3 protein-coding genes are annotated in these 26,303 nt (G+C 66.3%); all 3 read left to right on the top strand.

The window, feature by feature from the left end; translation table 11 throughout:
• Window positions 1-103: 103 nt before the first annotated feature.
• Window positions 104-229 (top strand): hypothetical protein, encoded by a 126-nt coding sequence (locus AB0M74_RS02360; protein ID WP_364900667.1) that lies wholly within the window; start codon window positions 104-106, stop codon window positions 227-229.
• An 852-nt stretch (window positions 230-1,081) separates the two neighbouring features.
• Window positions 1,082-25,519: a non-ribosomal peptide synthase/polyketide synthase gene (locus AB0M74_RS02355; protein WP_364900665.1), complete on the top strand. Its 24,438-nt coding sequence runs from the start codon at window positions 1,082-1,084 to the stop codon at window positions 25,517-25,519.
• On the top strand, window positions 25,513-26,301 hold the full coding sequence (locus AB0M74_RS02350; RefSeq protein WP_364900663.1) for an FkbM family methyltransferase: 789 nt from the start codon (window positions 25,513-25,515) through the stop codon (window positions 26,299-26,301). The genes AB0M74_RS02355 and AB0M74_RS02350 overlap by 7 nt, the downstream gene beginning before the upstream one ends.
• The last annotated feature ends 2 nt before the right edge of the window (window positions 26,302-26,303 follow it).

Genomic DNA, 26,303 nt, shown 5'->3' with positions numbered 1-26,303 from the left:
GGCACAGGAAGCGTGTACCCGCGTTCTTCTCCACAGCGGCAAGCCTGACGGAACTTCGCCGGGCAGGATTGTCGCACCGGGCAGTCGGATCCGCATCGACACGATGCCCGCTCTCATCGGCTGGCGGCGCTCCGGTGGCCCGACGCGCCGAGAAGTCCAGAGCCGGACTGCGGGAGATCTCTTCGCGCTCGGACTTCCTCAGCCGCTGGCCGCGACGTCGACGCTGTGATGCACCGCCCCACCGATCTGGGCAGGCAAGCGTCGAACGTGGTGCACCGGAACCTCAGCCGACCGTGCCATCGAGCTGAACGGCTCACCGGGCCGCCACTGCCGACGCATCTCATCTTGCGGGACCGCTGACAATCCGCAATCCCGCCGCTTGGGGCCAGGTTTCTTTGTGTGAAAGCCGCCGCACCGGAATCGTCAGCCAACTCTGTAAGAGGGCCCGAATTGCATCCTCACGATTTATCTGACTTTCGGGCGGGCGCGTCGGTGTTCGGTGTCGCGACCTATAAAATCACACTTCCGGTCCCGGGACTCATCGATTCACGTCGAGTTCGAGACATCAAAGCTGGTGTCTAGTAGCATTAGATGGGTGTGGCGCAACGGGTTTCCAAATATCGCGGGCGCGGAAGGTCCCTGCGTGCACGGTCTCGAACCGAGGTGGGGCGCGGGAATCGGCCACTTCGACAAGTAGGTCTTTTTAATACGGACATAGGGTACGTAGCTCGACACGTCGCGCGAGGTCTCCATCAACCTCGCGTGAGCAGGGGTTTCTGGATGTCTACACACTTGTGCCGGCTCGGTGAAGTTGGGGACAGGGGGTTGGTGTACCTATGGCGGGCGGCGACGTCCGATCGTTTATCGGAGAGCCGCTACAACTTCGGGCTGCCATTAATGAAGGCGTGCGCTCCGGCCGGCGTATGACCGTGGCAGGGGATGGACGCTCGCTTCGACGTCAGTGAAGTCCAGATGTAATTGCTATCGGTAAGGAAGAATACGCCTCCGGGAAATTCCCGGCACGGACGGGTCTTTGTTGCGCGCTGCACTGGTGTCTCGGAATTCGAGGAGAGGTTAGACGATGAGTTCGATTTCAGCCACGCCTGCCGACCGAGATCCGGATTTGATTCCGCTTTCGAGGGCGCAATACGGAATGTGGCTCGCTAACAATCTGCCCGGCGGCCCGAACGTCAATATCGCGCACTACGTCGAGATCGAGGGGGCTATAGACTACGACGCCTTCACCAAGGCGGTGCACGACACCGGCCACGAGACCGAGTCTCTCATTGTCCGGGTGGTCGAATCCGGCGGTCACCCGTATCAATTCGTCGACCGCAGCATCGTCTACGACGAAACGCTGCTGGATCTCAGCCCCGAAGACGATCCGTACGCGGCGGCGATGGAGTGGATGCGCTGTGACTACAACACCAAAATCATCGATCTGGCCCAGGACCGGCTCGTCACGACGCGGCTCATCAGGCTCGGCGAGGACCGGTATCTGTGGTACGCGCGCGCCCATCATCTGGTGATCGATGGTTACGGCGCGTTCAACATCGTGACCCGAATCGCCGAGCACTACAACGCGCTGCTCGAGGGGAGGTCGCCGGCCCGGCTGGTGGCGGCCCGGCTGGCCGACATCATCGCGGCGGAGCGCGAATATCGGATGAGCAGCCGGTTCGACACCGACAAGGCCTACTGGCTCGACAAGGTCGCCGATCTGCCGCCGACAACGAGTCTGTCCGGTCGCACGGCGAAGTGGAGCGAAGACGACCGCTTCGCCGGTCGGCCGCTCCCGTCGCGGTTGACCGCCATGCTCGACCGTTTCGCCGACGACCTGCATGCGTCGCCCGCGCAAGTGGTGGTGGCCGCGTTCGCCGCGTTTCTCGCCCGCATGACCGACGCCGACGACGTCGTCTTGTCGCTGCCGGTGACCGGACGGGTGACGATGCGATTGCGCAACGCGACCGCGATGTTGGCGAACATGGTGCCGATCCGATTCGCGGTGGACACGACGACCACCGTGGCGGGGCTGATTCGCGCATCGGTGAACGAGCTTGTCCTGGCGATGCGGCACCAGCTCTACCGGTTCGAGGATCTACGCCGCGATTCCAACGCGTTGGACGCGGCCGCGACCTCGTTCGGTCCGATTGTCAATATCTTGTTCTTCGATTCCGAGATTCGGCTCGGCTCGGCGATCGGCCGCTACCGCGCACTGACGTCAGGGGCCCTGGACGACCTGCAGCTCAATATGTATCGCTCCGGGGCCGCCGCGCCGCTGCTCATCGAATTGCACGGCAACGCCAACCTGTACAGCCAGGACGAACTCGACATGCACAGCGATCGATTCGTCGACTTCCTACATCGCATGATGGATTCGCCCGTCGACACCCGCCTGGTCGACATCCCGCTCGTCGATCCCGCCGAACAGCAGCGCATGCTCGGCGAACTCGCCGGCCACGACGGCGCGGCGACTGCTGCGACACTCGTCGATCTGCTGACGCGACAGGCCACGGCCACCCCGTCCGCGGTCGCCGTCACGTCGGGTACGACCGCCCTCACCTACCGTGAGCTCGACGAGCGCTCGAACCGGTTCGCCCGCAAGCTCATCGCTCTCGGTGCCGGGCCGGAATCGCTGGTGGCGATCGCGATGCCTCGCGATGCCGATCTGATCACCGTCGCGCTGGCGGTGCTGAAGTCGGGTGCCGGGTATCTGCCGTTGGACCTCGCACACCCGCTGGATCGACTCGACTACGTGCTGAACGACGCCGATCCGATCGCTGTCGTGACGAACCGAAGCATGCGTGATCAGGTGCCCGGCGATGCCGTCCCCGTGGTGCTGTTCGACGACGACTCAGGTGTGGAAGCTGCTGGTCCGATCATCGATGCGGAACGCACCCGTCCGCTGCGCCCCGACAATGTCGCCTACGTCATCTACACCTCCGGATCGACGGGACGGCCGAAAGGCGTGCCGATCGCCCATCGCGCAGTCGCCACATACCTGATGAACGCGTGTGCCGAAATCGGAGTACGCGCCGGCGACGTGTGGACGTTGTTCCATTCGTTCGCATTCGACTATTCGGTGTGGGAGATCTTCGGTGCGCTGGTTACCGGCGGTCGGGTGGTCGTGGTGGACAGCCCCGCCACGCGATCGCCGGACGACGTCGTACGCCTGGTGGCGCGCGAGAAGGTGAGCGTTCTCAGCCAAACACCCTCGGCGTTCCATCAATTCGCGGCCGCGCGACAGCGATACGCGGACGCCGGGGAGCCCGACGGCGAGCTTGTCTTGCGACTGGGCGTTCTCTCGGGCGAAGCTCTCGATCCGGCGGGTTTGTCGGACTGGTACGAGCACAATCCGAACCTGCCCGTGCTGGCCAACAGCTACGGCATCACCGAAACCACCGTCTTTGTCACTTATCTCCCATTGACACCCGACATCGCCGTGCCGGGCGCACCGAGCACGATCGGCCCATCGCTGCCGGGCTTGCGCGTGTATGTTCTGGACGAACGATTGCGCCCGGCGCCGCTGGGAGCCTGGGGCCAGATCTACGTCGCGGGAACGCAACTCGCTCGCGGCTACCTGCGCCGCCCCGGGCTGACCGCGGGACGTTTCGTGGCCGACCCGTTCGGCCGGCCGGGCGAGCGCCTCTATCGCAGCGGTGACGTCGCGCGCCGAAATGGTCAGGGCGAGTTGGAATACCGCGGACGCGCCGACCATCAGGTGCAGCTGCGCGGGTTCCGGATCGAGCTGGACGAGATCCGCAGTGCGCTGCAGAGCCACAGCGCGGTCTCGACGGCGGTCGTCATCGTGCACCTGCCGGGCACGGAAGCGGCTCGGCTGGTCGCCTACGTCGTGCCCGCCGGCGACGCGGTCTGCGAGCCCGAGGTGCTGCGCGCGTATGTCGGGTCGACGCTGCCGGAATACATGGTCCCGGCACACATTGTCGTTCTGCAGGCGTTGTCACTGACCGTCAACGGCAAAGTCGACTATCGGGCGCTGCCCGAGCCGGCCTTCGGTTCGGTCGCGGTGTACGTAGCGCCGAGCACCGTCGTCGAGGAGGCCATCGTCGACGTCTTCGCCGAGGTCCTGGGCACTGCGCCGGTCGGTGTGCTGGACAACTTCTTCGACCTGGGCGGCAATTCGCTCACCGCCACCAGCGCCTCCGTGCGGATCGCCGAGCTGACCCGTTGCGAGGTATCGGTTCGCGACCTATTCGGCAAGCCGACCGCCGCCCAACTCGCCGCCCATATCGAAGCGGGTCAGCAATCCAGCCGCCCGGTCCTGCGGGCGCAGCCACGCGTCGAGCCCATTCCGTTGGCGCCCGCACAGAACCGGATCTGGCTGATCAATCAGGTCGACCCGGGGTCGGCGGCGTACAACATTCCGCTGGTGCTGCAGCTGACCGGCCACCTCGACACCCTGGCACTGCGCGCGGCGTTGACCGACGTGATCGAACGGCACGAATCCCTGCGAACCGTCTATCCCGCCATGAATGGTCAAGGGACGCAGGTGATCCTGTCGGCGGAGCAAGTCGCTGCCGATCTCGATTCGACCCCGCAGCGCACCCGCCCCGATGATCTCGACAACCGGATCCGCGAGTTGGTTTCGACCGGGACCGATGTGCGCCGACGTCCGCCGATCCGGGTCGCTCTGCTCGCGTCCACCGACGAGCAACGGCATGTCTTGGTCGTCGTCCTGCACCACATCTGCTGCGACGGATCGTCGCTGCCGCCGCTCGCGGCCGATTTCGCAGTGGCCTACCGAGCGAGGTCGCAGGGACACGGCCCGGATTGGCAACCACTGACCGTGCAGTACGCCGACTACAGCATCTGGCATCTCAGTGTGCTGGGCGACGAAAACGATACGGACTCGGTCGCTGCCAGCCAATTGCGTTACTGGACAGCACAATTGGCGGGCATGAATCGGCTACTCGAACTGCCCGCCGACCGGCGGCGGCCGGCTCGCCCGTCTATGCTCACCGACGTCGTCGACACCGTGCTCCCCGCAGCGGCTTGGGCCAGGATCGAGCGGATGGCGCGCACGGCGAACGCCACGACCTTCATGGTCATTCATGCCGCGTTGGCCGTTCTGCTCGCCCGGCTGTCGGATTCGTCGGACATCACCATCGGGTCGCCGGTCGCGGGCCGCGGGGAGCGGGCGCTGAAACCGCTGATCGGCATGTTCGTCAACACGGTGCCACTACGAACCCAGGTACGCGGCGATGAATCGTTCGCAGAGTTCCTGACGCGAGTCAAAGACATCGATATCGAAGCTTTCGCCCACAGCGATCTGCCGTACGAACGCGTCGTGGAAGCGGTCGATCCGATGCCGTCGGCGGCGCACGAACCGCTGTGCCAGGTGTACCTCGCCTTCGACAACATGGACCGCCCGAACCTGGAGCTGTCCGAGCTCACCGCCGAGATCCTGGATCCTGGACCGCAACCGGCGAAGGTCGACATCATTGTCGCCGTCGCCGAGAACACCAGGGCGGCCGATGATCTCGCACTACAGATCACCTATGCGACCGACCTGTTCGATCGGGGGACGATCGAGGAATTCGCCGCACGGCTGAATCGGATTCTCGAGTCGGTCGTGTCGAATCCGCAGCAGCGAGTGGGTGCCGTCGATGTGCTGTCGACGAGCGAGCGAGCCGCGTTGGTGCCCGCGTCGGGCGGTCGTGCCGAGGCACCACGGGTGCTGGCGGAGTTGCTGACGGTCCAGGAGCCGGATGCCGTGGCGATCGTGTCGGGAGAACGCACGGTGTCGTACGGGGAGTTGGATGTCTTGTCGAATCAGCTCGCTCGGTTGCTGATCGAGTGGAAGACGGGCCCGGATGATCGGGTCGCGCTGGTGATGGCGCGGTCGGTGGAACTCGTGGTGGGGATGTGGGCGGCGGCGAAGGCTGGTGCGGCATTCGTCCCGGTGGATCCGCGGAATCCGGCTGAGCGAGTCGCGCTCATGGTCGCGGGTGTTCGGGTGGCGTTGACGGTGGAAGCAACCCAGGACCTACTCCCGCCCGCGGTTGCGCGGTTGATTCTCGACGATCCGGACACCGAGGTCTGCATCGCGGCGCGATCTCCGGCCGCCGTGACCGACGCGGATCGGATCCGCGCCTGCCGTGTCTCGAACGCGGCCTACGTGGTGTACACCTCGGGGTCGACAGGCGAGCCGAAGGGCGTCACCGTGACGCATGAAGGCTTAGCGAATTTCGCCGCCGAGCAACGTGAACGCTATCGGATCGACAGTTCTGCGCGGGTGTTGCAGGTGGCGGCTCCTGGCTTCGACGCAATGGTTCTGGAGTTGCTGATGGCGCACCCGAACGGTGCGGCTTTGGTGGTGTCGCCTCCGGATGTCTACGCTGGGGACAGACTGGCGGAACTGATTCGTACGCAACGGGTTTCGCATGCGTTCATCACGCCGAGCGTGCTGGCGACAATGTCGCCCGCCGAGGTGGATCCCCTACAGGTTCTGGTCGCCGGTGGGGAGGCGGTATCGGCGGAAGCAGCCGCGGTGTGGAGTCCCGGCCGTCGGTTGTTCAACGGGTACGGGCCGACCGAGACCACCATCATGGTCGCGATCAGTGATCCACTGTGCTTCGGTGCCCGTGTCACGATCGGTGGCCCGATCCGCGGTGTCGAGGCCCTGGTACTGGACGCGAATCTGCAGCCCGCGCCGGTCGGGGTGACGGGACAGCTCTACATCTCCGGTATCCATCTCGCCCGCGGATACCTCGACCGACCCGCGGACACCGGGTCGGCATTCGTAGCCGATCCGTTCGGTGTGGTCGGGGCACGTATGTACCGCACCGGCGACCTGGCCCGCTGGACACCCGAGCACCGCCTCGAATACGTCGGGCGCACCGACTTCCAGGTGAAGATCCGCGGCCAGCGCATCGAACTCGGCGAAGTCGAGGCCGTCCTCGCCGGACATCCAGCGGTGGCGGCCGCGGTGACAGTCAGCGTTGCGACGGAGAGTGGACCCAGGCTTGCCGCCTATGTCACCCTGGCGAGGGATGCCGTCGACCTCGCGGAGCTGACGGCCTACACCGCGCAACGCCTGCCATCGCACATGGTCCCGGACGCGGTGACGGTGCTCGACGCGCTACCGCTGACATCGGTGGGCAAGGTCGACCGTGCCGCGTTGCCCGCACCGGTCTTCGCCGCCGAGACCGCCGAGTTCGTCGCACCACGCGACGCGGCCGAGCAGATCGTTGCCGATGTGTGCGGCGCTGTGCTCGGCATCGATCGCGTCGGTGTCCTCGACAACTTTTTCGATCTCGGCGGCAATTCGCTGTCGGCGACGCGGGTGGCCGCGCGGCTGAGCGCTGTGTTCGGTGTCGATATTCCCCTGCACACCTTGTTCGACGCGCCGACCATCGCGGCATTCGCGGAGAATCTGCGGGCCATCGAGGCGCCCGGGCGAGAACCGCTGATTCCACAGGAACGCCCGACGCGGATTCCGCTGTCTCCGGCCCAGGCCCGCATGTGGTTTCTCAATCAGTTCGACACGGGCTCGGCGCTGTACAACATCGCGCTGGTCGTGGGCATGTCGGGACCCCTCGACGTGGCCGCTATGCATGCGGCGATCGCCGATGTGCTCGACCGGCATGAAGCACTCCGGACCGTTTACCCGGACAGCGACAGCGGACTGCATCAGCTGATCGTGTCGGTGCAGGCGGCACTACCCGCGCTGGAGCCGGTTGAGGTGGCGGCGGCCGACGTCGAGGCGCACATCGCCGCGGCGGCGGCGATCGGATTCGACGTCGCCCACGAGGTGCCGTTTCGAATTACGTTGCTGCGCAGCGCCTCCGATCAACATGCCCTGGTCCTCGTCGTCCATCACATCAGCTTCGACGGATCCTCGCTCGCGCCGCTGGCCGCGGACCTGATGACCGCCTACAACGCCCGCGTCCGGCACGAGGCGCCGCACTGGTCGCCATTGCCGGTGCAGTACGCGGACTACGCTCTGTGGCAACGGAAATGGCTCGGCACCGAGGACGACCCGAACTGCCCGGCCGCTACCCAGGTCGAATATTGGCGGGCTGCCCTGGCCGATCTGCCCGAAGTGCTCGACCTGCCCACCGATCGTCCGCGCCCGGCGCGGCAATCGTTTCGCGGCGCGACGGTGTCGGCGACACTGCCCGCCGAGATCGGTCGTGACCTGGTCGCCCTGGCTCGCCGCCACGACGTGACGGTCTTCATGGTGCTGCACGCCGCGTATGCCACACTGCTGGCCCGGCTTTCGGGAACCGGTGATATCGCCCTCGGCACGCCCATCGCCGGTCGTGGCGAACCGGGACTCGAGCGTTTGGTCGGAATGTTCGTCAACACCCTTGTGCTGCGGACGCGCATTCAACCCGGCGCGTCATTCCTCCAGATCCTCGAGCAGGTCCGGGCTACCGATCTGGCCGCCTTCGACCACGCGGACATCCCGTTCGAGCGCCTGGTCGAAGTGCTGAATCCGCCACGCACCACGGCACACGCGCCGTTGACGCAGGTCGGTTTCTCGTTCCACAACATCGAGATTCCCACGGTGCAGTTCGAGGGACTGACGGTGTCGGCCAGGACCGTCGATCCGAGCGTAGCCAAATACGATCTGCATCTGAATCTCGTCGGCAGCGCGTCGCACGCCGGTGAACCGGGCGAGATCCCGGTCGAATTCAGTTACGCCACAGATCTTTTCGATGAGGCGACCATCCTGTCGATGGTCGACCGATTTGTGCTGCTACTGCGTGCGATAGTCGTCGATCCCGGCTGCGCGGTCGGCGACATCGAGCTGCTGACCGCGCACGAGGCGCGCGAGCTGGTCGCGCGCGAAACCGGGGGGACGACGCCGCCGTCGTCTGCGACGATCGCGGACCTGTTCGCCACGCAGGCCGCGGCGACGCCGGACAGGACGGCTGTACTCGACGACGAAGGCGGCGCGCGACTGAGCTACCGAGAGTTCGCGGCGCGGGTGAATTCGCTGGCGCATGTGTTGATCGGACGCGGAGTTGGCCCGGAAACCATTGTGGCCGTGGCGATGCGTCGCTCTGTCGACCTGCTGACCACGCTGTATGCGATCCACGCGGCCGGTGCGGCCTACCTGCCCCTGGATCCGGATCACCCGCTCGATCGCGTGCGCGCCGTGCTCGCCGCCGGACGGCCGCGGGCAGTGCTCACCCGTCCATTGGACGAAGCGAATCTGCCCGACGACATCCCGGTGTGGGCGTTCGCGGACCTCGACGCCGAGTGCAGGGATGGGTCGCCGGTGACCGATGCCGATCGGCTCGAGCCGCTGCATCCCGAGAACCTGGCGTATGTCATCTATACCTCCGGCTCGACCGGCGTACCGAAGGGTGTGGCGGTACCGCATGCCGCGGTGGTCAATCAACTCCGCTGGATGCGCGAGCACTACCGACTCGGCGACGACGTCATGCTGTTGCGAACTCCGGTCACCTTCGACTTGTCGGTCTGGGAGTTGTTCTGCCCTCTATCATGTGGTGCGAAGTTGGTTGTCGCGGGCCCCAACGGAAGCGGCGACCCGGATGCGGTGGCACGGTTGATTGCCGAACATCACGTGACGACAGCGGATTTCGTGCCGTCGTTGCTCTCGGTGTTCCACGAGACGGCCCTTGGACTCCAGTTCCCGGACCTGCGGCGAGTGTTGTGCATCGGCGAGGCGCTGCCTGCCGAAACCGTCCGCCGTTTCCGGGATCTCAGCGACGCGCGCATCGACAACCTGTATGGGCCGACGGAGGCCGCGGTCAGCGTCACCGCGCATCACATCGACGGGATCGACGGTCCCGCGGTGCCGATCGGGGTTCCCGAGTCGAATGTCATCGTGCATGTGCTGGATTCACGACTGCACGCTGTTCCGATGGGGGTGACCGGTGAGTTGTATCTGGGCGGCGTCCAGCTGGCTCGCGGATACCATGAACGTCCCGATCTGACGGCGGCGACATTCGTCGCCGACCCGCTCGACGGCGCGCACGGATCTCGCCTGTACCGCACCGGCGACCTTGTTCGCTGGGGCAGGGACGGCGCCCTGCACTATGTCAGCCGCGCCGACGATCAGGTGAAGATTCGTGGGCTGCGGATCGAATTGGGCGACATCGAGGCCGCGCTGCTCGCGCACGAACAGGTAACCGCGGCCGTCGCACTGGTGCATTCGGGCCGCGACGAGCAACGCTTGGTCGCCTATGTGGTCGCCTCAGAGGCAATGGACACCAAACAGATTCGACGTCTCCTGTTGGAGCGACTGCCTGCTTATATGGTGCCGTCCGCGATCGTCCGGATCGACGCCGTCCCGCTCACCGCGAACGGCAAGGTCGACTACCGGGCATTGCCTGCTCCGGATCCGAGCGACCACGCGGAATACCGGGCGCCCCGAGGGCTCGTGGAGCAGGCCATCGCCGAGGTTTTCGCCGAGCTGCTCGGCCTGCCGACGGTCGGCGCGGATGACGACTTCTTCGATCTGGGTGGGAATTCGCTCATCGCCACGCGCGCGCTGAGCCGGATCGGTGCCATAGTCGACGCGACCGTACCGGTGCGAATGATGTTCGAGGCGCCCACCGTCGCCGAGTTGGCCGAGCACATCGCACAGCTGCGGGGAGTTCCCGGTCTGCCCGCCCCGACGCCGAAACCGAGACCGGACCGGCTGCCGTTGTCGACGGCGCAGGCCCGGATGTGGTTCCTCAACCAGTTCGATCCCGCCTCACCGGGATACCTTGTGCCACTGGCATTTCGCCTCGACGGGGTGCTCGATGTCGATGCGCTCGCGGCGGCCGTCGGGGATGTTGTCGAGCGGCACGAGAGCTTGCGCACCGTGTACCCAGCGGTCGACGGCACGCCCATGCAGGTGGTGCTGGACGCGGCCGAGGTCGTCGCGGGCTGGGACCTCAGCCCACAGCGGATCGATGAGCGCGAGTTGGCACGTCGGCTGACCACATTCTCGAACACCGGATTCGATGTGTCGAAGGGTGTGCCGGTACGGGTCGCGCTCTACCAGCTGTTGGACACCGCCTGGGTGGTCGCGGTGGCCGTGCACCACATCAGTTGCGACGGTTATTCGGTAGCGCCGCTGGCCGCCGATATCGTGACGGCCTATCGGGCGCGGGCCGCGGGAAATGTGCCGGACTGGACGCCGCTCACCGTTCAATTCGCCGATTACTCTCTGTGGCAGCGTGAGGTGCTCGGCTCGCCGGACGACCCGGATTCGCCCGTGTCCCGCGACATAGCTTACTGGCGAACCCGACTCGCGGGCGCACCCGAATTGCTCGAGCTGCCTACCGATCGACCGCGCCCGGTGGAGCAGACCCACCGCGGTGCGGTGATCCACGTCGAGATTCCGGCGGACCTGCAGAGTCGGGTGGAGTCCCTGGCCCAGCGATCCCGCGCGACGACGTTCATGGTGGTGCACACGGCACTCGCGGTACTGCTGTCACGGCTGTCCGGCAGCGACGACATCGCTATCGGCGTGCCACATGCAGGTCGCGGCCACCGGGCACTCGACCCCCTCGTCGGGATGTTCGTCAACACCTTGGTCCTGCGCACCCGCGTCACGCTCGGTCAGACCTTCACCAGCCTGCTGGATGCGGTGCGGCACAGCGACATCGAGGCTTTCGACCATGCCTCGGTGCCGTTCGAGCAGCTGGTGGAAAGGCTGAATCCGGTACGGTCGACAGCGCACACGCCGTTGTTCCAAGTCATGCTCGCCTACCAGAACATGGTGCGGGCGCGTGTGGAACTTCCGGATCTCACCTTCGAGACCATCGACCCGGGCGACAATGCCGCGATCTACGACCTGCTGCTCATGATGACGGAGGACCACGGGACCGACAACGAGCCGACCGGCATGACGCTGCGCCTGACCTACGCCACCGACCTATTCGACGCGGACTCCGCACAGCGTTTCGCCGACCGGTTCGTTCGCCTGCTCGACGGTGTAGCGACCGATGCCGATGCGCCGATCGGTGAGCTCGATCTACTCGATCCCACCGAGCGGCAGCTGGTGCTCAAGCGTTGGAACGACACCGGCGACCCCGTCTCAGTGGGCCGAACTCTGGTGGACGCCTTCGATGAACAGGCCGAACGCAGCCCGGACGCTCCGGCGCTTCGGCTTCTGGACGGCGATTCGCTGTCCTACCGGGATTTCGCCGCCCGCGTCAATCGGCTGGCCCGATGGCTGATATTGCGTAATGCGAGGTCGGAAACCATTGTTGCCGTGGCCATTCGGCGCTCGGTCGACCTGGTGACAGCGCTTTATGCGGTGCTCGAGGCGGGTGCCGCGTTCCTGCCGATCGACCCGAATCAGCCGAGCGAGCGAATCGCCGGTGTGCTGGGTGCGGCGCAACCGCTGATGGTGCTGACGACATCAGCGGACGGCGACGGACTGCCTGAGGGATTCACCTCCGTTCGAGTCGATCGGCTGGATCTGGCCGGGCTGTCCGGTGCCCCGATCAGGGATCTGGAACGGTGCGCGCCGCTGCGGCCGGACAACGTCGCCTACGTCCTGTTCACCTCCGGCTCCACGGGCGTTCCCAAGGGGGTGGCCCTGACCCATGCCGCGACCATGAGTCAGCTGGCGTGGGCACAGCAGCAGTGGCCGCACACCGCGGCCGACACGGTGCTCTACAAGACTCCGATCACCTTCGACATCGCCGTGTGGGAGTTGTTCTGGCCGTTGCAAGTCGGCGCACACATCGTGGTGGCCGATCCCGACGGGCATCGCGACCCGGCCTACCTCGCGGACTGCATCGCGAGCCGAAACGTCAGCACCGTGCACTTCGTCCCCTCGATGCTCGACGTTCTCCTCGAAGCCGTCGGCGATGCCGAATTGCCCTCGATCCGGCGGATATTCGTCGCTGGTGAGGCGCTGGCGCAGCACACCGTCGACGCCGCGGCGCGCGTGTTCACCGAGGCGGAGGTGGTGAACTGGTACGGTCCGGCCGAGGCGGAGGTGGTCACCGCCGCGCGCTGCCTGCCCGGCGTGACGATCCCTGCGACGGTTCCGATCGGCGCGCCCGTTGCCGGTATGCGGGTCTACGTGCTCGACAAGCGACTGCGGCCGGTGCCCGTCGGCGTTGTCGGCGATCTGTATGTCTCGGGTGTGCAGTTGGCGCGCGGTTATCACGGCCGCGCCGACCTGACGTGCACAGCCTTCGTCGCGCATCCGTTCGGCGCGCCGGGGGAGCGGCTGTATCGCACCGGTGACCTGGTGCGGTGGATGAGGGCTGGAGCGCTGGATTTTCTGGGCCGCAGCGATTTCCAAGTGAAGGTCCGCGGTCAGCGGGTGGAGCCGGGGGACATCGAAGCGGCGGCGTGCGCGATGCCGAAGGTTGCTCGTGCTGTTGCTGTCGCGACCTCGGAGCGAATCGTCGCCTACGTGACGCTCGTGCCAGGAGCGGTGACCGATGGTCGCGCGATTCGTGACCAGCTCGCTCGCACGCTGCCGTCATATCTGGTTCCGGTCCGCGTCGAGGTGCTCGAGGAGATGCCGCTCACCGCGAACGGCAAGCTCGACCGAGCTGCGTTGCCGCAGCCGACGTTCGACGATGGCGAGGAATTCGTGCCGGCGCGCACCGAACGCGAAGCGGCACTGGCCGATATCGTCGCCACGATTACGGGCAGCGACCGGGTGAGCGTGCGGGCGAACCTCTTCGAGATCGGTGTCGACTCGCTCTCGGCTGCCCGGATCGCCGCGCGCGCCGAGGCGGCGTTCGTTGTCCAGGTCGGTATCCGCGATATCTTCGAGGAGCCGACGATCGCCGGATTGGCGGCATGCCTGGCGCAGCGCACGCGGTCGTCGCTGATACCGCTCGCGCCACGGCCGCGCCCGGCGACGATCCCGCTGGCGGCGGCGCAACGACGATTGTGGTTCATCAACCAGTTCGATACCGCCTCGTCGGCCTATAACATCGGTTTCGCGGCCAGGTTGACCGGCGCGCTGGACCTCGACGCGTTGCGTGCGGCGTTCGAGGAGGTGGTGGCCCGGCACGAGCCACTGCGGACGGTGTATCCCATGGTCGGTGGTGAACCGAGTCAGGTCGTGCGGGATGTTGCGACAGTAGTCGATGGCCTGGCACTGGATGCGGAGCAGGTCGCCGACGAGATCGTGCTCGGCGAGCGGATCCGGCAGACCGTCGAGACGGGTTTCGACGTCTCGACAGCGGTGCCAGTGCGGGCGCAGCTGTATCGCACCGGCCCTGACGAGCACATTCTGGTGCTGGTCATCCATCACATCGCCGCCGACGGCTCGTCGATGGCGCCGCTGGCTCGCGATGTGTTCGCCGCCTACCGTGCGCGAGTGGAAGACCAAGCACCACAATGGAAACCACTGCAAGTCCAGTACGCCGACTATGCGCTGTGGCAGCGGGAGATGCTCGGCACCGAGGACGATCCGCAGTCGGTGATCGCGCGGCAGATCACCTATTGGACCGAGGTTCTTGCTGACGCCCCAGAGCTGCTCGACCTGCCGACCGATCGACCTCGGCCCGCGACCATGTCGATGGTCGGTGGCAGTGTTCGCTTCGGCATACCGCAGCGGCTACACGACGAGGTCGTGCGGCTGGCCCGTCGAGAGGGCGTGACCGTATTCGTCGTGCTGCATTCCGCACTGGCCATCGTCTTGGCGCGCACCGCGCACACCGACGATGTGTCGGTCGGTACGCCGGTCGCCGGTCGAGGCATCCCGGCGCTGGACGATCTCGTCGGCATGTTCGTCAACACCGTGGTGTTACGCACACCGGTCCGCGACGACAGGTCGTTCCGGCACCTCCTCGCAGAGGTGCGCGGTGTCGACCTCGAGGCGCTCGCGCACGCGGATCTGCCCTATGAACGACTGGTCGATCTGCTCGACCGGCCCCGATCGACGGCGTATACGCCGCTCTATCAGGTGCTGTTCGGGTTGCAGAACACTCCGACGGCTCGGTTCCAGCTGCCGAACGTGGATGTCGAACTGCTCGATCCCGTTATCGCCCAAGCCAAGACCGACCTGACGGTGTTGCTGACCGAACGCCACGACGGTGATCGAATTGCCGGAATCGAGGGCGAAATCATCTATGCCACAGATATTTTCGTCGAATCTACCGCGGAATCGCTAGCGGAACAGTTCATCCGCGTCCTCGATGCAGTGGTCTGCGATCCGACCCGGCCGGTGGGCGATATCCCGTTGATCGGCACCGAGGAGGCCGAACGGCTGGTCCCGGCGCGCGGCGCCGACGCCCCCGCGCCGCGGCTGCTTCCCGATCTGCTCGCCTCGGCCGTGGCAACCACCCCCTCGGCGATCGCCCTGATCGACGGCACCCGGACCCTCACCTATATAGAACTCGACTACCGAGCCAATCAGCTTGCGGCGCAGTTGCTTTCCCTGGGCGCAGGACCGGGAATGTGCATCGCGCTGGCCGTGCCGCGCTCGGCCGACTATCACGTCGCCATGTGGGCGATCACGAAGACCGGCGCCACCTTCGTGCCGGTGGACCTCCGTTATCCGCCGGAGCGGATCGCCTACCTGCTGCGCGACTCCGGTGCCGAAGTCGGCATCACGGTCGCGGCCGCGCGCGCATCCCGCCCGGACGGCGTGCGCTGGCTGGTCCTCGACGAACCGCGCACGGCCGCCGATATCGCCGCCCGTCCCGGCCACACCATCTCGGACGCGAATCGCCCACGCGCACTGCAGATTCGGGATGCGGCATATTTGATCTACACTTCGGGGTCGACCGGGACCCCAAAGGGCGTCGTGGTTACCCACGAGGGGCTGGCGGCCTTCGCGTCCGAGCAGCGCGAGTGCTATCGGGTGGACGGCACGTCGCGCGTGCTGCAAGCTGCGGCACCCGCCTTCGACGCGGTCCTGCTCGAAGCGTTGATGGCGCACGCCGCCGGCGCGGCGCTGGTGGTATCGCCGCCGGAAGTGCTCGGCGGCGCAGACCTGGCCGCGCTGATTCGAGCACATCAGGTGACGCATGCGTTTCTGACGCCGAGTGTGTTGGCGACGATGTCCCCTACCGAGGTGGATTCGCTGAGGATGTTGGCGGTCGGCGGCGAAAAGGTGGCGGCGGATCTGATTGTCGCCTGGGCGGCCGGGCGGCGATTGCACCACGTCTACGGTCCGACCGAGACGACGATCGTGATCACGATCAGCGACCCGGTGCACCCGGGCGAGATACTCACCATCGGCGGACCGATCCGCGGTGCGGAGGCGGTGGTGCTGGACACGCGGCTGCGGCCGGTGCCGATCGGGGTAACGGGTGAGCTGTACTTCTCGGGGGCCGCGCTGGCCCGCGGTTACCTGAATCGATCTGCGGTAACGGCAAGTTCGTTCGTGGCGAACCCCTACGGTCCGCCGGCTTCACGGATGTATCGCACTGGCGACATCGTCCGCTGGACCACACAGGGCACGCTGCAATACATCGGCCGCCTCGATTTTCAGATCAAGATTCGGGGCCAGCGTGTCGAGTTGGGTGAGATCGACGTCGCGCTACTCACGCATCCGGCGGTCGCCACCGCGGTCACCGTGAGTCGTACGGGGCCCGGCGGGCAACCTGTGCTCGCCGCGTACATCACGGCCGCACCAGCAGCGGTAGCCGATCCGAGCGCGGTACTCGATCACATGGCGGCCGCCTTGCCCGCCCACATGGTGCCTGCGACGATCACGGTGCTCGACCACCTGCCGCTCACCTCGACGGGCAAGGTGGATCGAGAATCGTTGCCGGAGCCGGTCTACGACACCACCGACGACGGTGCCGCCGCGGCATCGTCGGAACTGGAACGCGCGATCGCCGCCGGTTTCGCGGATGTCCTCGGCGTCACGACGGTGGGCGCGACAACCTCCTTCTTCGCGCTCGGCGGCGATTCCATCATGTCGATCCAGTTGGCCTCCCGACTGAAGTCCGCGGGTATCGGCGTGACGGCCCGAGACATCTTCGAGCGCAAGACAGTTCGCGGACTGGCGCAGGTGGCGCAGGCCGCCGAGCGGCCGTCGCTCGACGAGCTGCCCGGCGGTGGTGTCGGCGAGATTCCGTTCACCCCGGTCGTGTCCTGGTTCGTCGAGCGACTCGGGGCACCGGCTCGGTTCGCACAGTCGATGCTGGTGCGCCTGCCGCGTGACGCGCGTGTCGACGACGTGCTCTCGACCGTGCGGGCGATCGTCGAACACCACGATGCGCTGCGATCGCGGCTCGTTGCCCAACACTGGGAGGTGCTGCCACCGAGCGCTGCCGATAACGCCGGTTCGGTCTCCGTCCGGACCTTCGGTGCCGGCGAAGCTCCGGGTAGCGCCGGTTTCACCGCCGTGGTGGAGGCGGCGTCCACCACGGCATTCGACCGGCTCGATCCGGCGGCGGGCAGGATGGCGCATGTCGTGTGCCTGCTGCCCGAGCCAGGCGTCGACGCGGAGGCTCGTGCCCTCATCGTGATCCATCACCTGGCAGTCGATGCGGTGTCGTGGCGGATTCTGCTGCCCGACTTCGTGACTGCGTGGCAGCAGATCACCGAGCGGCGGCCCGTCGAGTTGGCCGCCCCGGGTACCTCTATGCGTCGGTGGTCGGAGGCGTTGATCGCCGCCGCGGCAGCGCGCGCCGGCGAATTCGAGCTGTGGCATCGGATCTGTTCGGCACCTGATCCGTTACTCGGACATGCAGATTTGGATCCCGCGCTCGACACTCAGTCGACCGTGTGCCAGCTGACCGTGTCGCTCCCGGCCGACGTGACCTCGGCGTTGCTCGACGAGGTGCCCGACGCTGTGCGCGGTAGCGTCGACGATGCGCTGCTTGCCGCTCTCACCGTGGCCCTGACTCGATGGCGGCGTCGCCGCGGCATCGCGTACGCGGGCATGAATGTCCTGTTGGAGGGGCACGGTCGCGAGGAGCAGATCGCCGAGGGCGCGGATGTCTCCCGAACCGTTGGCTGGTTCACCACTCGATATCCGGCGGCGCTCGACCTGAGTGGTGTCGATTTCACTGATGTGCGCGCGGCGGTGAAATCCGTCAAAGACCAGCTGCGTGACATCCCGGACAAGGGAATCGGTTACGGCCTGCTGCGCTATCTGAATACCGAGACGGCGCAGCGACTCGCGGTCCTGCCGGAACCACAGATCAGTGTCAACAATCTCGGGCGAATCGGCGTCGATCTCACCGCATTGTCGGATCTACCGTGGGTTCCGACCGACGAAGCTTTCGACCGACGGGCCGCTTTCGATCCGGATATGCCTGCGGCGGCGGTCCTCACGATCGACGTGAACATCGTCGACGCGGCCGCCGGACCCGAGCTGTCGGCGTACGTCGGCTACGCCTCGCGGTTGCTCGATCATGACGACGTGGCCGAACTCGTCGAAGATTGGATCGATGCCCTGACCGCCATCGCGGCCGTCGCGAACCAGGACTGGGGACTTACGCGGGCCGACGTTCCGCTCATCGATGTCACCCAGCGCGAGCTGGAGGAGTTCGCCGACCGGTACGGACGATTGAGCGACGTGTGGCCGTTGGCACCGCTGCAGGCGGGGCTGCTGTTCCACGCCGAGGTCGCCGCGGGCCGCCTCGACGTCTACATCGCGCAATCAGTGCTCACGTTGTCGGGCGCTGTCGACGAGCACCGGCTTGAGCGCGCCGCGCGAGCCCTGCTCGCACGCCATCGCAACCTGCGGGCCGCCTTCACTCGAACCGCCGAAGGCGTTCCGGTACAGGTGATTGCGGCCGATACGGCCATTCCGTGGCGCAGCATCACGCTGTCGGGCAGCACACCGGATCTGGGCCAGGTGCTCGACGCCGAGCGGGCGGCCGGGTTCGATCCGGCTGACCCGCCGCTGCTGCGGTTCGTGATCGTTACGGTGGGACCGCAAGACTTCCGGCTGATATTGACCGCCCATCATCTTCTACTCGACGGCTGGTCGCTGCCGCTGCTGTGGCGTGAACTGATCGGCTTGTACGCGGTGGACGCACAGCCGCAACTGTTGCCCGATGCGGCGCCCTACCTCGATTATCTGGAATGGCTGGACCGGCGCGACCGCGCGAGAAGCGTCGAGGCGTGGCGGGCCGCGCTGTGTGATGTCGCGGAGCCCACGCTGGTCGCCGACCTGCATACCGATACGACCGCGACCATTCCGATCGATCTGCCGGTCGTTCTCGATTGCGACGCGACGGCCGAGTTGGTGGAATTCGCTCGGACACACGCGGTGACGATGGCGACGATCGTTCAGTTCGCCTGGGCGGTGGTATTGAGCAACCTGCTCGGCGCCGACCGCGTGGTTTTCGGCAGCACGGTATCCGGTCGTCCGGCCGATGTGTCCGGGGTCGAGTCGATGATCGGACTGTTCATCAATACGATTCCGGTCGTTGTGGAGGTGCGCCCGGACCGGACCATCGAGGACGCGCTGACTCGATTGCAGGCCGACAACGCCCGTCTGCTCGACCACCACTACCTCGAACTACCGCAGATCTTGGCGGCCGTGGATGCCGTGTCCCTCTTCGACACGCTGGTCGTGTTCGAGTCCTACCCGGTCGACAGCAGCGGATTGGGCGACGCCGACGTCGATGGCATGCGGGTGGTCGCGGCGGAGGGCCGCGACGCCGCGCATTACCCGATCACCGTGCAGGCGCACCATACCGACCAACTGCACGTCCGTCTGCGCTATCAGCAGGACCGCATCGGCGACGAGACGGCGTCCGGTCTAGCCGCCCGGCTCGACATCGTGCTGCGCGCGATCACGACTGATCCGCACGCGCGGCTCGATTCGGTCGATCTGCTGTCGGCGGTCGATCGGCGTGAATTGGTGCCTGCCTCAGGTGGCAGTGCCGCGGCGCCGCAGCTGCTCGCGGAGTTACTCGTCGCAGGCGTGGATGTGAATCCCCTTGCTGCAGCGTTGCTTTCGGGTCGGCGCACGATGTCCTACGCCGAGTTGGATGCGCGATCCAACCAGCTGGCTCGGCAGTTGATCGAGTGCGGTGTCGGCCCCGGCGACCACGTCGCGTTGGCGATGGCGCGGTCGACGGAGTTCGTGCTCGGCCTGTGGGCGACGGCCAAGGCGGGTGCGGCGTTCGTGCCGATCGATCCGCGCAATCCGGCCGAGCGCGTGGCACACATGATCGTTGACTCCGGTGTGCGGGTCGCGCTCACCGTCGAGGCATCACGGGATCTGCTTCTCGACGCTGTGCGCCCCCTGGTCCTCGACGATCCGGACACCGAGACCGCTATCGCGGCGAAGTCCGCGGGTGCCGTCACCGACGCCGATCGCCTGCGGACGCCACAGCTCCGGGATGCGGCGTACATGATCTACACCTCGGGGTCGACCGGAATCCCGAAGGGTGTCGTGGTCACCCATGAGGGACTGGCGAATTTTTCCGCGGTAGTGCGTGACCGCTTCGGTGTGGACGCCGGTTCGCGCGTGCTGCAGGCGGCCGGTCCCGGTTTCGATGTGATGGTCCTCGAAGTACTGCTGGCCCATACGAACGGCGCCTTGCTGGTGGTGCCCGCACCGGACGCGTTCGCGGGCGATGAGCTGGCGGAATTGATTCGGGCGCAACGGGTATCGCACGCGTTTCTCACCCCGAGCGTGCTGGCCACCATGACACCGGCCGGTATGGATTCGTTGGGAGTGCTGATCGCCGGCGGTGAGGCGGTGACACCGGACCTGGTCTCGGTGTGGGCACCGGGCAGGCGGCTGCTGAACGGGTACGGACCGACCGAAGCCACGATTCTGGCCGGGATCAGCGGTGCGCTACACCCGGGCGATGTAGTGACGATCGGCGGACCGATCCGCGGCGTCGAGGCCGTCGTGCTCGATCCCTGGTTGCGACCGGTGCCGGTCGGGGTGGTGGGGGAGTTATACCTCGCGGGCATCCAGCTGGCGCGCGAGTACGTGAACCGGGCTGCGGCTACCGCGGGTGCCTTCGTGGCGAATCCCTTCGCAGCGGCAGGGTCGCGCATGTACCGCACCGGCGATCTTGCCCGCTGGACCTCCGACCACGCCGTGGAGTACCTCGGCCGCCGTGATTTCCAGGTCAAGATCCGCGGTCAACGCATCGAACTCGGCGAGATCGAGGCCGTGCTGTCCGACCATCCCGGGGTCGACCACGCGGTGGTCGTGTTGCGCACAGACGAGCGCGGCACCGACCAGCTCGTCGGCTATCTGGTGGGCGACGGACGCATTGATCCGAGCGAGGTCAAGGCTGCTGCCCGACGTCGTCTGCCCGCGCACATGACGCCCAACGTGCTGATGCCACTCGCCGAGCTCCCGCTGACCGCGACCGGCAAGCTGGACAGGGCGGCACTACCCACGCCGGAATTCCCGGACCAGCGGGAATGGGTCGCCCCGAGTACCGACGCCGAACAGCGCATCGCGGACGTTTTCGGCGACGTCTTGGGCGTCAGCGGAGTGGGCGCGGCGGACAGTTTCTTCGAGCTCGGCGGCAATTCGCTGTCGGCGACGCGCGTGGTCGCGCGATTGCGCACGGCACTGAGCGTGAGCGTCGGTATTCAAGACCTGTTCGACGCACCGACAGTCGCCGAACTGGCCGCGCATCTCGCTACCGCGGACCGGAATGTCGTCGTGTCGCCTGCCCCGCGCACCCGCCCGGCTCTGGTGCCGCTGTCCCCTGCGCAGCAGCGGATGTGGTTCCTCAATCAATTCGACGCCTCGGTCGGCGCGTACAACATTCCGCTGGTGATCCGGCTGCGGGGCGAGCTCGACATCGATGCGCTGCGGCACGCGTGCGAGCTGGTCATCGACCGGCACGAGTCGCTGCGAACCAAGTTCCCGATGATCAACGGGACGCCCTGTCAGGTCATTGTCGGCGTCGACGAGGTCGCACCGGCTCTGGCGCCGATCTGGGTCGACGAACAACGTGTGCTGGAGCGGGCGGCAGCGGTGGTCTCGGCGGGCTTCGATGTGACCCAAGCACCTCCGGTGCGAGCCGAACTGTTCGCCGTCGGCGACCGTGATCACGTGCTGGTGATCTGCGTGCATCACATCTGCGCCGATGGACAGTCGATGATGCCGCTCGCGCGGGATGTGGCGATGGCTTACGAGGCGAGTAGGCAAGGGACACAACCGTACTGGCTGCCCCTGCCGATTCAGTACGCCGACTACGCGCTGTGGCAGCGCGAGGTGCTCGGCGACGAAAACGATCCGGACTCGCTCGTCTCCCGGCAGCTGCGATTCTGGACCGACAGCCTCACCGGGCTGCCCGAGCTGCTCGAGCTGCCGACCGACCTGCCCCGGCCGCCGGTGGCGTCCATGCGCGGCCGCGTGGTCGATTTCGAGTTGTCCGCCGAGTTGCACGCCCGCATCGATGCCCTCGCCCGCGAGGCCAACGCGACGGTGTTCATGGTCCTGCACGCCGCCCTGACCGTGCTGCTGTCCAGGCTGGCCGGCGTCGACGATGTCGCCATCGGCACCCCGGTGGCCGGCCGCGGCGACCGCGAACTCGACGATCTGATCGGCATGTTCGTCAATACGCTGGTGTTGCGGTCGCGGGTGTCGTCGCGGCAGCCGTTCGCCGACCTGCTCGCTGCGACCCGCGAGACAGATCTCGCCGCGTTCGCCCATGCCGATGTGCCCTTCGAGGAGGTCGTGGAGGCGCTGAATCCGCGGCGGTCGACGGCGCACATGCCGCTCTATCAGGTGACGCTCGACGTCCAGGATCTCAGCGCGGCCGCGTTGGAGCTGGCGGGACTGACCGTCGAACCGGTCGAGAACGGCTTCGACCAGGCCCGCGCGGATCTGAATGTCAAGCTCGTCGAACGGTTCGGTGCGGGGGGGCGTCCAGACGGCATAGTAGGACGACTGACCTTCGCCACCGATCTGTACGTCGAGCAGACGATGATTCGGTTCGCACGCGCGTATACCCGGATCTTGGAACAAGGGGTCGTGAATCCGGCTGTCGCCGTGGGCGATATCGACATCGTGGATCTCGACCAGCGGCGCGAAGTGCTGGCCGCTGCCGGAGTCGACGGCGTCGCGGTCGCGGATGTGACCCTGGCCGAGCTGTTCACCGCCCGCGTCGCGGCGCAGCCGGATGCGGTCGCGGTGACCGACGGTAGGTCGCAGCTGACCTATGCGGAGCTGGATCGGCGTGCCACCCAGCTCGCCGTTCGGCTCATCGAGCATGGTGTGGGACCGGAAACCCTGGTGGCAGTGGCGTTGTCGCGTTCGGTCGATCTGGTCGTCGGGCTGCTCGCGGTCGTGCGTGCGGGCGCCGGATATCTGCCGCTGGATATGGCGAACCCACCGCAGCGGTTGCGCTTCATCCTCGACGACGCGCGTCCGGCCGTGGTGTTGACCTCTGTTGACATAGCAACGGAAGTAACGGAATACGCGGCACGAATGCTGCTGATCGAAGAATCCGGGGCCGCGGTCCCGGACGACTGTCCGATACCGGCGGCCGCGCGTCCGGACAACCTCGCCTACGTGATCTATACCTCGGGGTCGACCGGCACCCCGAAGGGAGTTGCCGTCAGCCATCGCGAAGCCGTCACGCTGTTGACCCACGCCGCCGAACGATTCGACTTCCATCCCGACGACGTGTGGACGATGTTCCATTCGTATGCTTTCGATTTCGCGGTGTGGGAAATGTGGGGCGCCCTGCTGACCGGAGGCAGGCTGGTCGTCGTCGACTACAACACCTCCCGATCGCCGGAGGCGTTGGTGGAACTGGTGGCGCGCGAGCGGGTCACGGTGTTGAGTCAAACGCCCTCGGCCTTCTACGGATTCGTCGACGCGGAGCGTCGATATCACGGATCGGGTTGCAGCTGTGGCGATCTCGTGCTCCGCTACGTCGTCTTCGGCGGCGAGGCATTGGATGCAGGGCGGTTGACCGGCTGGTTCGACGCGCACGAGCCGGGATCGCCGCAATTGGTCAACATGTACGGGATCACCGAGACGACCGTGCATGTGACATTCGCCGAGGTCGATGACCCGAGCGCAGCCAAGATCGGATCACCGCTGCCGGGGCTGCGAGTGTATGTGCTCGACGACCGGCTGCAGCCGGTACCTTTCGGAGTCCGCGGCGAGATCTTCGTCGCCGGAGGACAACTCGCGCGCGGTTACCTGCGAGCCCCGGCGTTGACGGCGAGCCGCTTCGTGGCGAACCCATTCGATCCGAACGGCAGCCGGTTGTATCGGACGGGCGATGTCGGCCGCTGGGGCAAAACCAGCAGCGGGGCGGAGCTGACCTACGTCGGCCGGGGCGACGCACAAGTTCAGTTGCGCGGGTACCGGATCGAGCTGGGCGAGGTGGAGTCGGCGCTGTTACGGCATCCGTCGGTGTCGCGGGCCGCCGCGGCGGTGCACCGCCACGAGCGCGACGTCGATCAGCTGATCGGTTACGTCGTCGGCATCGACGGGCAGCGGATCGATCCGGGCCCGGTGCGGGCGGCCGCCGCTGAGGTACTGACGAGCTACATGGTGCCCTCGGTGGTCATTGTCCTGCCCGATCTGCCGTTGACCATCAACGGAAAGCTGGATCGAAAAGCATTGCCCGCTCCCGATTTCGATGGTGCAGTCGATCGGTTCGTCGCACCGCGGACTCATACCGAGAAAGAGATCAGCGAGGTGTACGCACAGGTCTTGGGAACCCCGCGGGTCGGAGTGACCGACGGATTCTTCGACCTGGGGGGCAACTCGCTGCTGGCCACCATGGTGGTAACAGAGTTGCGGACTCGCGGTGTGACGATCGAACTGCCCTGGATGTTCGAGGATGCGACTCCGCAGGCGTTGGCGCGCAGGGCCGACGACTCCGAAGGCGACTCCGGCCTGAAGGTGCTGCTGGCGCTGCGCGCGAGCGGATCCGAGTCGGCGGTATTCGCCGTGCACCCGGCGGGTGGTCTGGCGTGGTTCTACGGTGGGATCATCGAACATCTGCATCCGGATCGGCCGGTGTATGGGTTGCAGGATCCGCACGTCGTGTCCGGCGAACCACGTGCGGAGTCTGTCGACGAACTGGCCGCACGCTATGTGGCCGAGATTCGCCGAGTCCAGCCTACGGGTCCGTATCACCTGCTCGGCTGGTCGTTGGGCGGGCAGATCGCGCACGCTGTGGCGGTACAGCTGCAACGCGACGGTGACCGGGTCGGCATCGTGGCCATGCTGGACAGCGCAGCAGGTGCACCATCGCAACCGGCCACATCGCTGGCAGGCCGGCCCGCACCCGGACAGCTGATGGCCGACCTGCTCGGCGGCTGGCGGGAGTTGTTCGACCTCGGCGACGAACTGCAGGCGACCACTCACGAGCAGGCGTGGAACGTCATCCGGGATCAGGTTGTCGCAACTGGACTGTTCACCGCCGAACAGACCGATCGGGTGATGGAAAGCTTCCGAACCGCGAGCGATATCTCCGCCGGTTATCAGCCGGATGTCTTCGACGGTGACCTGGTCTTCTTCACCGCCGGACAAGACCACGTGGACCACGACGCTATAGCGCACACGTGGCGGCCCTATGTCAGCGGCGCCATTCACAACGTCGTCGTCGACGCCCGGCACCTCGAGTTGAGCCATCCACATGCGCTGGCCATCGTCGGCCCTGTCCTCGAAAGGTTCATGGAACAATGCTGACCACTTTGCAGCAACTGCGTCTCGACGACGGCAGAACGGTGACCTGCACGAGCCCTGCCGAGGCCCGGATGCTGTGGGGCGAGACGACCGCGACGCACGGATTCTACCGGCGGGCGGCCGCGTGCCTTCTCCCCGGCGACGTTGTCCTCGACATCGGCGCCAACATCGGACTCACCGCGATGATGTTCGCCGATACCTGCCCCGGAATTCAGGTCATCGCGGTCGAGCCCGTGCCGATCACCTTTCGTTGCCTGTACCGCAATATTGCCGCGCATGTTGCGGATGGGATCTCCCTCCAGATCGCCGTCGGCGCCACGCCGGGCACGCGGCCGTTCACCTGGTATCCGCGCGCAACGGCGAACTCCGGTTTCTTCGCCGATCGCGAGGCCGACGACGAAGCCACCAAGATCTATCTGCGCAACAGCGGCTTGGACGACAAGGCCATCGCGCTCATCATCACCGGCCTGCACGACGGCGTACCACTGAAGGTCGGGGTCACTACTGTTTCGGCGATATTGGACGAACACTGCCGCGACAGCGAGATCGGGTTGCTCAAAGTCGATGTCGAGCGTGCCGAATTGGAAGTCTTGCATGGCATCACCGAAGCGGACTGGCCTCGTATCCACGCCGTCGTCGCTGAAGTCCATGATCGCGACGGCCGCCTGCGAGAAGTCTGCGAGCTGTTCGGTCGGCAGGGCATGTCCGCGCAGACTCAGCAGGACCCGCGTTTGATCGGAACCGAAATACACGAGGTATTCGCCGCCAGGCCCCGCGCCGGCTGACC

It is taken from the genome of Nocardia sp. NPDC051463 (assembly GCF_040681975.1).
Lineage (GTDB): Bacteria > Actinomycetota > Actinomycetes > Mycobacteriales > Mycobacteriaceae > Nocardia.
This window is presented reverse-complemented; position numbering and strand designations above follow the sequence as displayed.